Source organism: Legionella quateirensis (genome assembly GCF_001467955.1).
Lineage (GTDB): Bacteria > Pseudomonadota > Gammaproteobacteria > Legionellales > Legionellaceae > Legionella > Legionella quateirensis.
This window is the reverse complement of sequence record NZ_LNYR01000034.1, coordinates 33007-47396: the sequence shown is the minus strand read 5'-3', so window position 1 is coordinate 47396 and position 14390 is coordinate 33007. Positions and strand designations below refer to the sequence as shown.

Sequence of the window (14390 nt, the reverse complement as noted above, 5' to 3'; positions counted from 1 at the left end):
GCAAGCCCATCAGTACCTTTCTAAACTGGATTGATAAGTTTAAACTTTAAAAAGGTAATACCAGTCCAGCATTTAATAATTGAATTTGCCTTCTGAATAATAATTGAATGTGTAACAGATTATCAGCATCTGTTGCTTCAAATCGAGCGACCAGGCAAGGGGTAGTGTTCGATGCCCGTAATAATCCCCAGCCATTGGCAAACTCCACTCGCAAGCCATCAATTGTAAGAATTCGCGCATCTGGAAAATCAGCGTGTTCACTAAACAATTTCATAAAAATAAATTTTTCATGCTCTGCTATAGTGATCTTTAATTCCGGAGTATTGATACTATTGGGTATCAACTTGAATTGATCGCTAACCGTTAAATCAGAGGAACTGATAATTTCCAATAATCGGCAAGCACTGTACAACGCATCATCGAATCCATACCAGCGATCCTTGAAAAACAGATGACCGCTCATTTCACCAGCCAAAGCAGCCTGCTCTTCTTTCATTACTGCCTTAACAATAGAATGGCCTGTAGGACACATTTTTGCAGTTCCACCTGCATCCTTAATTACTTGTTCCAGATGAGTAGAACATTTCACATCATAAACTATGGTAGCTCCGGGAACTCGGCTTAATACCTCCCGGGAAAAAAGCATCATTAAACGATCAGGCCAGATCATCTCCCCTGAATTGGTAATCAATCCCAGGCGATCAGCATCTCCATCAAATGCTAAACCTATATCGGCATGATGAAGAGCTACTGCTTCCTTTAAATCCGCTAAGTTCGCTTCTATGGTCGGATCAGGATGATGATTGGGAAAACGACCATCCACATCACAATATAATGGAATAACCTCGCAGCCCAACTCTGACAATACTGCAGGAATTATTGGTCCCGCGATGCCGTTTCCACAATCAACCACAACTTTCAGCGGTCTTTTTATTTGGATGTCGCTGACTATACGATGGGTATAATGACCCATTACATCAAGATACGTCTCCTTACCTTTACCCTGTATGCGTTGACCCTCTTCGACCAATTCATAAAGTGTGTCTATATCTTCCTGAGTTAAGGTTTTCCCAGCCAACACCATTTTAATGCCATTATATTCCGCTGGATTATGGCTTCCAGTAACCATTAGCCCACAATCCAGACCTTGAGTATGGGTAGCATAATACATAACAGGTGTAGCTACAGCGCCAAGATCCACCACATCAATTCCACTGTCCAGAAGTCCCGTTTTTAAGGCTATGGACAGACTCGGACTGGTAAGACGACCGTCGCGAGCCAAATAAATCTGTGTTCGATTTAAAGTCTGCAGATAGCAGGCAATTGCTAAACCAATGGTATAAAAAGAGTGTTCGTCCAAATCTTGCCCTATGACGCCTCTAATATCGTAAGCGCGAAAAACGGAACGAGGTATTTGTACTTGCTGATACATCATCTAATGTCTCCCTGAGCTACCAAAGCCGCCTTCACCTCTACTGCTTTCTGTAAAAGAATTAACGACTTCAAAGGCAGCCTGGACTACCGGTATAAAAACCAATTGAGCGACCCGTTCACCAGGGTTAATCGTAAAAGGTTCCTGACTTCTGTTCCAACAAGAGATTTTTAACTCGCCCTGATAATCTGAATCAATCAGACCCACCAGGTTTCCTAATACGATGCCATTTTTATGCCCCAAACCCGATCGAGGCAGTATAACTGCCGCCAATTTGGGATCCGCAATATAGATAGAGAGTCCAGTCGGTAACAAAACCGTTTCCTGAGGGGCTATCTGAATGGGTTCAGAAATGCAAACCCTAAGATCCAGACCAGCGGAGCCGCCAGTAGCATAAGTAGGTAAGGGAATCGTGTCCCCAATTCGTGAGTCCAGAATTTTTAATTGTATTACCTGCTGCATCATTAATTCCAATAAGTTCAATGGGAGTCATTTTGCAGAGTTGCTGCAAGGATTGCAATAATTTGTCCGGCCAGTCGCGTTTTGTTGGCCAAGTCGAGTTCAATTTGGTTATTTTTTGTAATTACAGTGACTTGATTGTCATCACTCTCAAAACCCATACCTTTCCCCACCTGATTCGCGATAATCATATTCAGTTTTTTTTGCTTTAATTTCTCTTTGGCATACTCAATCAGGTCAGTCGTTTCAGCGGCGAAGCCTACGACATAACCGGCTTTACCGCTAGCAGAAACCGTACTGAGAATATCGGTATTTTTGACTAAATTAAGTGTTAATTCTTCATGATTATTTTTTTTCATTTTCTCTACTGAAGGAGTCACCATTTTATAATCAGCAACAGCTGCCGCTCCTATAAATAGAGTTCCTTGCTGTAAACGATTCATTACCTCATCCAACATGGATTGCGCTGACTCTACCCGAACCAGTTCTACTCCTGCCGAAGCGGATAGAGTACTAGGCCCACTGATCAGTGTTACTTGTGCTCCAGCCATGGCAGCCGCCTCAGCTAAAGCAAAGCCCATTTTTCCAGAACTGTAATTACTTAAATAGCGTACTGGATCAATCGCCTCTCGAGTGGGTCCAGCGGTGATCAACACATTTTTTCCAGCCAGCAGCTGATGAACCTCATACAAACGCAAAGCACTAATGACCTGTTCAGCTTCACTGACCCGTCCCAATCCATGTTCACCACAGGCTTGAGACCCCTCTTCGGGTCCAACAAAAAGTACGCCACGCTCTTTCAAAAGTTCGCAATTTGCCTGGGTTGCTGGATGAGCCCACATACTGCGGTTCATGGCTGGGCAAACGATTACTGGCGTTTCAGCTACCAGGTACAAAGTAGATAATAAATCATCTGCAATGCCTTGAGCCATTTTAGCAAGACAATTTGCGGAGGCCGGCACAATTAACAAAAAATCAGCCCATCGCGCCAATTCGATATGCCCCATAGCATGTTCTGATTGCATATCAAATAAATCGGTACGTACCTCATTACTGGATAAAGCCTGCATCAATAAAGGGCTGATAAATTGCTGAGCGGACTGAGTCATTACCACTTTGACATCGGCTCCAAGTCGAGTTAACTCTCTTACCAGATAGGCTGACTTATAAGCAGCAACACCGCCACAAACCCCCAGAAGGATTTTTTTATCAATAAAATCTTGCATGACTGACCATTTTTTATAAGAATACCACCGATCAAAGCATAAACTTCGCAATAAAGGAATATAAAAGGAATACAAAATGACGGTTGTCCAATCAACACCGCGGTTCGATCTGCGTGAAAAATTACTTAATTACGGCGTTCAAAGCCTCTCTGATACTGAGTTATTAGCAGTATTTATCAGTTCCGGAAGCAGAAAAAAATCATGTTTGCAATTAGCCTATGATCTGATAAAGCATCTTGGTGATTTACGGGCAATACTGAATGCCACTGCCCAGAACTTCAAGCAGATTCCCGGCCTGGGAGAAGTCCGCTACCTGCAATTACAGGCAGTAAAGGAAATCTGCCGGCGTAGTGACTTTATCCATTTACAAAAAGACTCTCAGATTACCAACAGCAAACAGACCTATGCCTATTTGAAAAAAAGGTTACGGGATTATAAAAATGAAACTTTTGCTGCCCTATACCTTGATAATCAACACCGAATTATAGCCTATGAGGAATTATTTTCAGGGACAATTAATTCTGCAACAGTACATACACGGCCAATTATAGAGCGGGTTCTTCAACTTAACGCAGCGGCTTTAATTCTTGCTCACAACCATCCTTCTGGAGTTTCAGATGCAAGTCACCAGGATCTGGAAGTTACCGAACGCATTCGCGATGCGCTTGAATTGGTAGACGTTCGATTACTGGACCATATAGTTATAGGTGACAATGAAGTCTACTCCATCATCGCAGAGAACAAATGGGTCTGCAATTAATCGTGTACATGATTAAACAGACTTTACTGATTTTTTAACACGAACAGGACTTACGAAAAGTCCCATCATCTTAACTTGGGAAGTTGAATCGTAAGTCTTGACTAAATAAGTAATGGATAAAAAAAATATGATACAACTGTTCATCCCTGATTTTATCAAAAACCGAATTGTTCAATTCAGTCTTGCTCTCAGCATCCCTTTGGATATAGCACTTTCCGGCACAATAAAACATCTGCTCATTTTATTTGGATTACCGTATTTAGCATCCATAGCTCTTTACTGTTTAATGAATCCAAGAAAAGCACCGATAAAACCCAGGATAAGCGAGCAATACAGGCCTCTAAAGTATAAAAAAAACCGGTTTTAAGGTCTGCTGCATCCAAACAACTCAGCAATTATGCCTCTTCGTTCTTCTTGAAATCCCCAAAGCTCAACCTGCTTTGGAGGATTCTTTATGGTCCTCAATTGAAACGGAGTTTCAAAATGAATTTGCTTATGTTATCTATCCAGCGCAGTTAAGGCAAAACATCGATAATCAACATAATTAAACCCGCAATAGCAATAAATGGGTGTAAAACTGCTACCAGTTTTAGCACTGTTTTATTTTTAATATCGATAAACACCAGACTAGCTCCCAGCAGTGCCGCAACAGTGAGTATTCCTAAACTGGTAATAAATAATCCAGATATCCCTGATACAAGCAGATAACAGAACAAAATCAACAGCGCTATTGCAGCAAAAGTCCCATGCAAAAACAATGCAGAAAGTAAAACAGGCTTATCTTGTAATACTGCTATTATAAGCACAATCCCAAAAACAGCTGCTATCAAAAATAGAACGATTGCTACTCCTAACATAATCTCTCCTTTAGCACTATTAATTAGCGACTTCCATTTTAATCCAAAGCACTCTGTGACCTTATTTAATTGACCAGGTACTACGTTCCTCATGCAAAATTCGTTGAACTTCATCTGTTGCTGTGTGTAAAGCCTCTTTGGTTAATCGTGCTGTAGTGGGAGGAATATTAAAAAATTGGAGTATCAAGGTACTGAACGCGTTTTTATTATGATATTGAGATAAAGCTTCATTTTCTTTCTGGCTTATTTTAATGGCCTGAGCGTACACGTTCACATTCTGTTTTAAAGAATTCTCTAATGTATCCCGTAAATTTCTGTAATCACCGAGATTATAATGTTTGTTGATACTTTCCCTGATAGCGGCTGCTGAATTGTTCAATTGCTCCATTACTTTGCTAATTACCCTACTTTTTTCGTTGTCCTTTCCATATTTCTCAATTAATCGGTTTGCTATTGCCGTTAACCTTCCTTCAAGAAAATTCATTGCATTAAGAATATACGTGTTTTTTTCCTCAAAGAATTTAACAATTTTTTTAAGATGATCTTCCGATTGTGTTTGCCGGATATGATGAGTATTCGCATCCTTCATAGGCGACAAGGAGTGTCTCAGCGGATTAAAATTCTGTATGTGATTAATATAAGTACCCGATTGACTGTCTACAGTACGATAAAAATTTTTAGTCCTGGATTTATAGTGTAAGGCTGGATAGATCTCATTAGCCCAGGGATCACAAATATATGCGTTATTACCCCATGTTTCTGGCTTATTAGGATGACTGTTTTTCTCCTTTCCGATCACTAAAAGTGCATGATCCCCTCCAGTGATAGTGTACACTTCCGCTTCAACCTGAGGCGCGAAATGAACTACATAATCTAAAGCCATTAAAGCCAGTTCATAACAATTGCCTAATGAATATTTTTTACAGAGTTCAATGGTATCGTAAAATCGCTTGATTGCTTTATCTATTTCCAACGCATATAACCGGGACTCCCTGCACGCGTATCTCAAATCAAATATGGCTCTGTTCAGGGAATATTTTTGAATTGCAAGATAAGAATTATTAACAAGCTGGGTACTGCCCATCAAAATGTAGGATCGCGAATAGTCACAAGCCAGTTGCGCGACCTGTTCTGAAGTTCCAATAATCTGAGAAGACGGCATAAATCACCAATTAAAAATCAAAGTGATAATATAAAAATCAATTTGATCAAAACAACACAAACCATCCCTGTCACCATTCATAATATTCCATTATTAATTAGAATCAAATGATTACTTACTGCACCCGTATTGTGTATACTTAATCTGTTTCTATTATTTACAGGACTTACGAAAATCGCTCAGCTCCTACGTTGTGAGGACTTTTTAGTAAGTACTGATTTATAGCTGTATTAAAAATCCCCTCTCGGGTTTTATTATTAAATTAGACAAATCCTATGGAAACTTTGAAAAATCTTGCTGCCGTATACGTTACCAAACCTGAATTTCGTACTGAACTTTGTGTCGAGCTAGGAGGGCTAACGGAATCAGTTGAAGATTTAGTCTTTTCTCCCCACAAAAAACTCGATGTTTGTTTTGCACAAGATATTTGGCTTGAACCCGTAATTGCATCATTTCAATCCATTTCAGAGGCGGTTAAAATACTTCGTCAAGCTGGAAAATTCTGGTATTTACACCCGGTGAATCACATCAGAAGATCCCGTTTAATTGAAGAACAACTCCGCAAATGCCCTTCCATTACTCGCCATTTCGCCAGAGATATTGAACTGCCTACAATTGGTGCCTTTTGTCTTCTGGATCACAATACCCTGATTTATAGTGCTCAACGATTAAAGAAATGGCCACAGGGGCAATGTTTCTTCATAGAAGATAAAGTTAATCCACCCAACCGCGCCTATTTAAAATTATGGGAAGCATTGTTTCTGCTGGGAAAATATCCCCAACCAGGTGATACAGTTTTAGATCTTGGCGCATCACCTGGGGGCTGGACATACGTCATGCAATCTCTGGGCGCAACCGTTACTGCGGTTGATAAAGCGAAACTGGATGAAAAAATAGCGAAACTTCCTGGAGTTCATTTTTTACAACAGAGCGCTTTTGCTTTAGATCCTCGGACTATAGAACACAGTTATGATTGGGTGTTATCGGACGTAGCTTGCTATCCTGATCGCGCTTATGCCCTCATCAAGAAATGGATAGAATCTGGCAAAGCAAAACAATTGATTTTTACTATTAAACTCCAAGGAAAATCCGATTTGGCATCGATAAAACAATTTCAGGAACTCACGAACTCGCGTATTTTGAATTTATTTTATAACAAGCATGAAGCAACATTTTTTTACCCCGCCTGAACTCGTGTTCTATTGGGATCTCCAGCCAGCCCGATCTAAATCTATAGATACATCATTATTTTATCTATTAAATCATACATTATTAAGGTGCCGAGAACGTGCTGATGATATTTTAGCTCCTCCGAACATTGGGAGAAGCTAAGTACTATTAAGTGGAATAATTAATTGGTGAAGAAGGTATTACTCATTTTCTTAGACACATCCTCTATAAACTCCTCACCGTGGCTTGGTTTAAAGAATTGTGGTGATTGACCGGTAGCCATTCGAAAGAATCCGACGCCGCTAAAAACTAAAGATAGAAATCGAATACTATCTCTCATAAATCGTTGCCATAAGGGATCTCGATGCTCTTTAATTGTTTCCTTAGTTCCTTCTAAGGTGTTATGAAATGCGACCAATCGTTCCTTAGGTAACTTCTCATTATCTTTCAGGCAGAGGATCAGATCGCATATTGCAGATTTTTTTAGATGCAATAACCTACTCTTGTCATGAGATTGATTCAAATGATATAGATATTCTTTAGAAATTTTAATAAGTGAATCAATCGTTGCAATAGCAGAGGCATCTTCATTGCCTTGAAGTATTTTTAAATCCTCATGCTCACTTTGAATTAATGGCGTTTGTTTTACATGCCTTTGGTGATTTAATTCTTCCTCGACTTCATTAATCCTGGCCTCTGAAACACTATGAACCTGGCTTTCTATTTGCAATTCCTTATAAATGGATTCTAGAGGTTGTTCAACAGGTACAAGCTCTGATTGTTCCTTTACACTCTCCTCATTAAATTGCTCCAAAATACTACTCTGTTCCAAGATTATTTCTTCTGTAGTACCTTGTTTTAATTGTGTCCCTGAGTCACTGGTTTCATGTACTGAACTGACTAAACGTACCTTATCATCCTGAGCGGCAATTAAGTCTACGACTTTTGCTCCATCGAGTTCCAAACGATTTTGTCGGGTTATAAGACCAGCTTGAGATGTAAGTGGAATTGTAAAGATATCTTTAGCATCAGATAGGGGATGAACATACAATTCCGGCCAATGCAGCATTATACTCCAAATTGAGTCTTGATCTCTTAAAGTATCTGTGTAATCCCCAATAGTGACAGGTTTTATTGAAAAAATACTGTCCTCGACAAATTGTGTGCCTTTAAAAACATAGAGATATTTGCCTCTTTTTGCATTAAGACGATAATCATTCATGTTCTTTTCGCTAATTCTGTCATCCATCATATCTCTGAAATGTACATGTACTCGAACGATAATATGAGCACTCCTTTGGCTATGCTGATTGATAATATCCAAAGCTTCTTTTTCGGATACTCCAACCTGGGCACCACTATTCATAAAATGTTCATTCAACAGATCTGCTACCCTAGAAAACAGCGCTGGGTTTTGAAAGGTTTCCGGCGACAGTGTGTCTACGAATTGCTTGGGTAGTGGTACTGGAATGAAGAGATCGGCAACATCATCACGGTAAACACGCAAGCCTTCGGTTGGCTCTTCAAAAACAGGAGTGTCTCGCCTAGGCGCTGAGAATGAAGGCCCTGGACTGGATGAATAACTGGATGACCGATCATTCCAGTCAAAATCTGCAAAATTCTCCTTGACAATATCCTCATTAAAATCCGGTTTCTTATCAGACGGATACCGCTCATAAGCATCATAATATTTTTGGGCTTTATCTGGACTGTCAATGTGAGCCCAAGCATTTTGTAACGCTTTAAAGCGTTCTGTTGTATCTTCGTCTTTATTTTTATCCGGATGCAGTATAATGGCCTTTCTATAATAGGCTTTTTTAAGTTCCTGAAACGTACTTGAAGGTTCGACTCCAAGGACTTCATAAAGGGTTGGCATAATATAATTCCTATAATTTAAGTTGCGATGTTGCATGAGTTTTTTCAATACACTCTGGATCTTTAGGACGAATCAGAGAAACTCGAATGGACAATCTTACAAAGAGAGTATTAAACAAATCTGAAGATAAAGAGGCCGATGCTGTATAGGGTATGCACTTTTCGTATAGGTAATTAATAAAGAATGTGATAGATATAGCATTGAGCTGTTGAAATAGTCTGCAAAAAAAGAGGTGCTAAATAATGAGCATTAAAGGATAGCCCGAAGTGCAATAAAGTACCACACCCAAATCATAGGAGTTTGGAGCAATGCATTGAATTAATGTAATGCCTAAAAGTACTGGCTAATCGATTAGGTTTATCTACATACCAGGAATTTAAAGCCTGAAGATCCACGCAATGCATGAAATGATAATTAACGCACACAGAATATATAGGCCACAACGTTTTGGATAACAAATATCCTTCTAATAATTTAGCTTTTGGCCACAAGTCTGACCAATTTTCAAGGCATGCCTCTAACATTTGATGCCATATTAAATCCTGTTCTTTTACCTCATGATGGACAGTAGCGGTATATAGGAAATTGTGTAAGGAGAAAAATGGGTGGGAAATGGCCAATTCACCCAAGTCAATCAGGGTGAATTTCTGTGTGTCAGGATCAATTAATATATTGTTTGTGTTGAAATCTGGCTGAACCAAGGTCTCACAAATCCCAAATTGGGATAAGGCCTTAATTTGCTCTATTACAAGTGGATATAAATAATTCAACTGTTCCAACTCTGATTCTGTCACTCCATCCTCTTTTAAAAAATCTTTGTCATTGATTATCTCCCAATATAGACCAGGCAATTGATTTAATCGCCAATCAGGAATTCCTAGCTTAAGAAAGGGTTGGATAGAGCCTTCGGTGGATCGTTGAAAAGCAGTGAATTGCTTGATTGCTTGACACAGTAAGTCTGGCTTATTCTCTTCATTGAGGTATTTACGTAGTGAAATTCCGGCATCTTTCATGAGGAAGCAGTGTAATTCATCGTTATCAGCAATGATGCAGGGCACATTTGAATTAAATTGATGGGCCAAAAATTGGATAACACGAGCCTCATTAGCAAGTAATGGCGCAGGTTGCTTTAAAAAAACATCACATTGTAAAGTAGGCAAACGAATCACATTAGACCAGGGTGTCTCTTGAATCATTTCAGGCTGTCCTACTAAAGAATAACCTTTAGAGTTCAAACTAGCGGTTGCCCAGTTCATAATACCTGAATGATTTTCCATTATTTAACCTTAATATGACTAAATAACACCCATCTTAATTCAATAATAGGCTATATCTCAATCTCATGGGGTTTAGGGACATTACACTCTCTTGCACGTACTTATATCCAAGTATACTGATTAAGGAACAAATCGCCGTAAAATCCAGGTTTCATCAGTACGTTTTGCAGTTATTGAGTCCGACAACCGATGTTCATTTAATTGATAAAATTTTATCTCTTCAGGAACAATCGTATAACCAACATACTCTCGAGGTCTTTCTGGGAGAGTCTTTTTATATTGCTCCCTTAGAGCAACTAACTCGTCATCTAACTCCTGTTGTTTTTTTATCGCCTGTCCGGACTTTGTGCCATAGACTAAAAAACGCAACCTTCGCTCTAGCTCATAAGTCTCCCAGTTTTTAATATTTTCGCTTTCGCCAAGTGGGTTAATTCTACCCAAGACAGTAACTTGTCTTTGTGTATTCGGTAACATAAAAGTAAAAGAAACATAGGGATTAACTAAAAAATGTGTCACTTTTGCGCTACCCAGCTGGGTAAAAAAAAGCAATCCCTGTTCGTTTATTTCTCGGATTGCGACTGTACGGCTTATTGGAAACCCTTTTTCATCTACTGTCGCTAAAACACCCATCTTAAAAGGCAAAGCTTCTGTCTCTACCCAAACCTTCATTAACCTTAACAACCAACTATAATCAACGTGTTCAGGTAACTCTTCCAAAAACCAGTCTCTGTCCGTGAATTGCATTTTTTACATCACATTTTTTATACATAGATGAGTTGGATTATACTATCACGTCAGCAATCATCATAATTGAATCTTTGACTCAATAACTCATTTCGCTGGGAACTATACTCTGCTGCTAAAAATCGAAACCCAACGCACACTTCTGAGCTTGTTAACAAAAGAAGAGCTAAACCTTGTGGCTGAATTAAATTCAGATCCCGGGCTAGAAAGAATTTTCCTGATACAGAAGTAGTCCATCACTTTATCAAAGGACTTGCCCCCTATCCTACAATTTCATCTAATAATTCGCCTGATTATTAAGTTTTAACACAATAAGCAGTGGATTTTTAGGTTAAGATGACGATTTTTTCACGGTTTTTTGGGGTTTTGTTTCTTTTGCCGCCGTTACTTCAGTAGCTTTTGAGGTTTTTTTGGGAGCTGATGTTTTTACGGATTTTTTTGCACGTTGTTCACTTTGAACCTTATTGCTGTCTTTTGCATGCAGAATTAAATTTGCTTTTTCTTTTAATGAACGTCTTATAGCTTTGAACTCTTCTGTACGAATTTTTGCAAGATCTGTTTGTTGTGCAATAGTGATTAATACGTTCCTCTCAATTTTTTCAGATAATAACGCGTATTGTTTCAGTACCTTTCGTGCATTGTTAGCCTGCTCTGTAGAATCAATCTTAGCTGGAAACTCGTGGATCTCTGCAACAATTTTTTTAATTTTTATTAATTCTATTGGAGTTTTTTGTTGCATGATGAGCCTCAGTTTCGTTAACAGTATGAACAGTATAGCCCATGGTTAGAGGTACTTCCACCGCTCCCCCAAGTAATTCAAAACAGGCTCTACGCTTGCTGCCCCTCCGAAAAATTACATGCTTTTGGGACATTTAATATTATTTGTTGTGCTATTTTGATACAATGTATTTTTATAAATAAATACATACTTTATGAATACTTCGACTTCTGTTACAGCCACCCAAGAACTAAGAGCACTGCTAGAGATCGAACATGCAAACAGACGCGCTGCTTGGTATCATTGTCTAACAAATTGCCTGCCCTATGCTGTCTTCACTAGTGGTGAACCTGAGATCATCTTTAATCCAGCGGGCCTCACCTATTATAATCTTGAGCTTACTAGCATAGTTGAAGATCGAAGTAACATAACAATCTATACTATTCCTGAGCTCATCGATACCTTCTTAATCAATGAAGGAGTTGGCATAGCCATTGAGGCACGCAATCCAAAACAAGCTATCGATCTCAGTTATGGCGACATCCTTGGTTTTCATCTTTATCGGACTTTTTCTGAACCAGAAGATCACGTGTTCAATACAAATAAACCACAGGTTTCTATTATTCGAGAAGGGATGGATATCCTCATCAGCGACGTACCAAAGCAGATCTTGCCCACTGCCTCAATAGAATTACTTGAAGCAATCATGCAACATTACGGCCTCAAAGAAGCCAAAGTCAAACTTCTTTATCTGCCAGAAACCGATCAGCATGAGTTAGTCTTTTCGATAGACAAGAATCAATTAGAACCCAGCAAAACACAAGCCCTACTCCAAAAACTAGGTTGGTATTTACCAAGGTATTATTCCTATTTAGTGTGTGATCTGAATAACGTTTCGCCTCTGGTTGAAACACACTAAAACCAAGTTAGCCGGGTGCATCCCCACATGAAAAGCCCGGGGGGTATAGAGTTATCCTTGTTGTGATATAATAAGCGAGTTATACAGCACAATTTGTTGGTACAACTTCATCCAAAAACAGAGATAATCAATAAAACAATGATGAAGGCAAATGATAAAAAGGTGTTACTTATTGACGATTTTCTTAGCAAGAAATGACCTTGTTTCTCGTGATTTATTAATTACGTATATTTTAAATATCTGTAGTGGAAGTAGAAGATAACTATATGAACTATCATGCGATTTTTTTGAATATTTACCGACTCATTACCGTTTTACTCCCCTTGTTACTGGTTGCTTGTACGCATCAGCAAGCTAATAGTCCCGGTCACTATGTAATCAAAGGGAAAACATATCATGTGATGAAATCAGCCAAACATTATAAAGCAAAAGGAGTGGCTTCCTGGTATGGGTCAAATGGTCGGAATAAAAAAACATCGACCGGAGAGCGCTACAACATGTATGGGATGACGGCTGCTCATCCAACACTCCCAATTGCTACCCGGGTACGAGTTAAAAACCTGAATAATGGCAAGTCGATTGTGGTTCGAATAAATGATCGAGGTCCTTTTTTATCGAACAGGATAATTGATTTATCCTATGGTGCCGCTAAAAAACTCGGTATAAAAGGCCTTGCTCCTGTTGAAATTGAAGTAGTTTGAATCTGCCTTTAACAAAATAAGGCAGTTGAACTTATCGATACTAATTCTTTGTATTTAGTACACTTGGAAATTTCAACATTCCAAAAACAATATAAAATTCTTATCCTGCTCAAACACCCAATTTTCAGAATTTATTTTCTTTTATCAAAAGAAAATTTATTATGTTGAGTTAGGGTCTGCTGCCACCTTCTCATTGCCTTTATTCTTCCAGTGGCTAATAACGAAATCACAATAGACTGCGGTTCTGTAAACATATATTAGAGGGTAAAGACTATGGATAATGTTGCAAATGAAAAAATCTTTGTGGATGAAACAGAAAACTCTGCTGTTTATAATGTCATTAAAAAAGGAATAATTGACTTTAATTCCCCTTATTTCGGTTCAAAGCCTTCACAACCATTTAATATATACATAATAGATTCCAGATCCGACGTCATAGCAGGCTTAACAGGTTTTTATAAAGGAAAATATGCGCGTGTTGATTTATTCTGGGTGCATGAACATTTTCGCAATCAGGGTTTAGGTAAGAAATTATTTTTTAAACTCGAACAGTTTAGTAAAATGAAAGGATGTCTTTATATTCAATTGGATACTTTTGATTTCCAAGCACGTCCTTTTTATGAAAAATTAGGGTTTGAATGTGTTGGCACTATCTCAAAATGGGTTGATGATAGAGATTGCCATTTTATGAGAAAAATTTTGGCCTAATTACTACGCCCATTCGATTGATTGGGCATGATAAGCGATGTGCACAATGCAGCTTCAACTACTCAGACTACCCAATGCTTTATCAATAAACAACTGCGCCATCTTCTTGGCTTTGATGCCTGCTTTTTTTTTTGCCGCATACATGAGCTTGCACAGTGCCACATTCAAGAGATCCCTCATTGCATTCGGGATGACGTGATGTGTTCAATTCCGAGAATTTCATCATGCTGAACGCAGTAAAGGATCTCCAAATGCAAGCACAGTGCCACATGCAGGAGATCCCTCATTACATTCGGGATGACGTGATGTGTTCAATTCCGAGAATTTCGTCATCCTGAACGCAGTGAAGGATCTCCAAATGCAGGCACAGTGCCACATGCA

At 38.9% G+C, this 14390-nt stretch carries 15 protein-coding genes; 6 read left to right on the top strand and 9 right to left on the bottom strand.

Translation table 11 applies throughout. The annotated features are described in order from the left end of the window. Window positions 1-46: 46 nt before the first annotated feature. From Lqua_RS11675 to coaBC, 3 genes are read right to left on the bottom strand one after another with little or no spacing between them, the layout of a single operon-like run. On the bottom strand, window positions 47-1435 hold the full coding sequence (locus Lqua_RS11675) for a phosphomannomutase/phosphoglucomutase (protein WP_058474466.1): 1389 nt from the start codon (window positions 1433-1435) through the stop codon (window positions 47-49). Continuing rightward, window positions 1436-1894 carry a dUTP diphosphatase gene (dut, locus tag Lqua_RS11670; protein WP_058474465.1) on the bottom strand — a complete coding sequence of 153 codons (459 nt, stop codon included), beginning with the start codon at window positions 1892-1894 and terminating at the stop codon, window positions 1436-1438. A 17-nt stretch (window positions 1895-1911) separates the two neighbouring features. Next, a complete protein-coding gene (gene coaBC / locus Lqua_RS11665; protein WP_058474464.1) occupies window positions 1912-3117 on the bottom strand; it encodes a bifunctional phosphopantothenoylcysteine decarboxylase/phosphopantothenate--cysteine ligase CoaBC in 1206 nt (401 codons plus the stop codon). A gap of 76 nt (window positions 3118-3193) precedes the next feature. On the opposite strand from coaBC, the gene radC reads away from it, so the two are divergent. Further along, the gene (gene radC / locus Lqua_RS11660; RefSeq protein ID WP_058474463.1) at window positions 3194-3877 is read left to right on the top strand and encodes a RadC family protein; all 684 of its coding nucleotides are present in this window, start codon (window positions 3194-3196) and stop codon (window positions 3875-3877) included. 127 nt (window positions 3878-4004) lie between these two features. Further along, on the top strand, window positions 4005-4244 hold the full coding sequence (locus Lqua_RS11655; protein ID WP_058474462.1) for a hypothetical protein: 240 nt from the start codon (window positions 4005-4007) through the stop codon (window positions 4242-4244). 148 nt (window positions 4245-4392) lie between these two features. On the opposite strand, the gene Lqua_RS11650 is transcribed toward Lqua_RS11655, so the two are convergent. Together Lqua_RS11650 and Lqua_RS11645 are read right to left on the bottom strand one after the other, a co-directional pair. Continuing rightward, the gene (locus tag Lqua_RS11650) at window positions 4393-4734 is read right to left on the bottom strand and encodes a hypothetical protein (RefSeq protein ID WP_058474461.1); all 342 of its coding nucleotides are present in this window, start codon (window positions 4732-4734) and stop codon (window positions 4393-4395) included. Window positions 4735-4795: 61 nt separating this feature from the next. Continuing rightward, on the bottom strand, window positions 4796-5896 hold the full coding sequence (locus Lqua_RS11645) for a hypothetical protein (protein ID WP_058474460.1): 1101 nt from the start codon (window positions 5894-5896) through the stop codon (window positions 4796-4798). A 275-nt stretch (window positions 5897-6171) separates the two neighbouring features. Here Lqua_RS11645 and Lqua_RS11640 point away from each other — a divergent pair, with 275 nt between their 5' ends. After that, a complete protein-coding gene (locus Lqua_RS11640) occupies window positions 6172-7086 on the top strand; it encodes an SAM-dependent methyltransferase (RefSeq protein WP_058474459.1) in 915 nt (304 codons plus the stop codon). A gap of 161 nt (window positions 7087-7247) precedes the next feature. Here Lqua_RS11640 and Lqua_RS11635 read toward each other — a convergent pair whose 3' ends face one another. The 4 genes from Lqua_RS11635 to Lqua_RS11620 all read right to left on the bottom strand — a co-directional run bounded on the left by Lqua_RS11635 (window position 7248) and on the right by Lqua_RS11620 (window position 11702). Continuing rightward, entirely contained in the window at window positions 7248-8942 is a 1695-nt protein-coding gene (locus tag Lqua_RS11635) for a J domain-containing protein (protein ID WP_058474458.1), read from the bottom strand. A 290-nt stretch (window positions 8943-9232) separates the two neighbouring features. Next, entirely contained in the window at window positions 9233-10219 is a 987-nt protein-coding gene (locus Lqua_RS11630) for a phosphotransferase (protein WP_058474457.1), read from the bottom strand. Between the two features lie 120 nt (window positions 10220-10339). Further along, entirely contained in the window at window positions 10340-10963 is a 624-nt protein-coding gene (locus tag Lqua_RS11625; protein ID WP_058474456.1) for a pyridoxamine 5'-phosphate oxidase family protein, read from the bottom strand. A gap of 331 nt (window positions 10964-11294) precedes the next feature. Beyond that, window positions 11295-11702 carry a hypothetical protein gene (locus Lqua_RS11620; RefSeq protein WP_058474455.1) on the bottom strand — a complete coding sequence of 136 codons (408 nt, stop codon included), beginning with the start codon at window positions 11700-11702 and terminating at the stop codon, window positions 11295-11297. Window positions 11703-11895: 193 nt separating this feature from the next. Between Lqua_RS11620 and Lqua_RS11615 the strand changes: the two genes are divergently transcribed. The 3 genes from Lqua_RS11615 to Lqua_RS11605 all read left to right on the top strand — a co-directional run bounded on the left by Lqua_RS11615 (window position 11896) and on the right by Lqua_RS11605 (window position 14009). Further along, the gene (locus tag Lqua_RS11615; RefSeq protein ID WP_058474454.1) at window positions 11896-12600 is read left to right on the top strand and encodes a hypothetical protein; all 705 of its coding nucleotides are present in this window, start codon (window positions 11896-11898) and stop codon (window positions 12598-12600) included. 266 nt (window positions 12601-12866) lie between these two features. Next, the gene (locus Lqua_RS11610) at window positions 12867-13301 is read left to right on the top strand and encodes a septal ring lytic transglycosylase RlpA family protein (RefSeq protein ID WP_058474453.1); all 435 of its coding nucleotides are present in this window, start codon (window positions 12867-12869) and stop codon (window positions 13299-13301) included. Between the two features lie 273 nt (window positions 13302-13574). Next, on the top strand, window positions 13575-14009 hold the full coding sequence (locus Lqua_RS11605; RefSeq protein WP_058474452.1) for a GNAT family N-acetyltransferase: 435 nt from the start codon (window positions 13575-13577) through the stop codon (window positions 14007-14009). Window positions 14010-14390 lie beyond the last annotated feature (381 nt).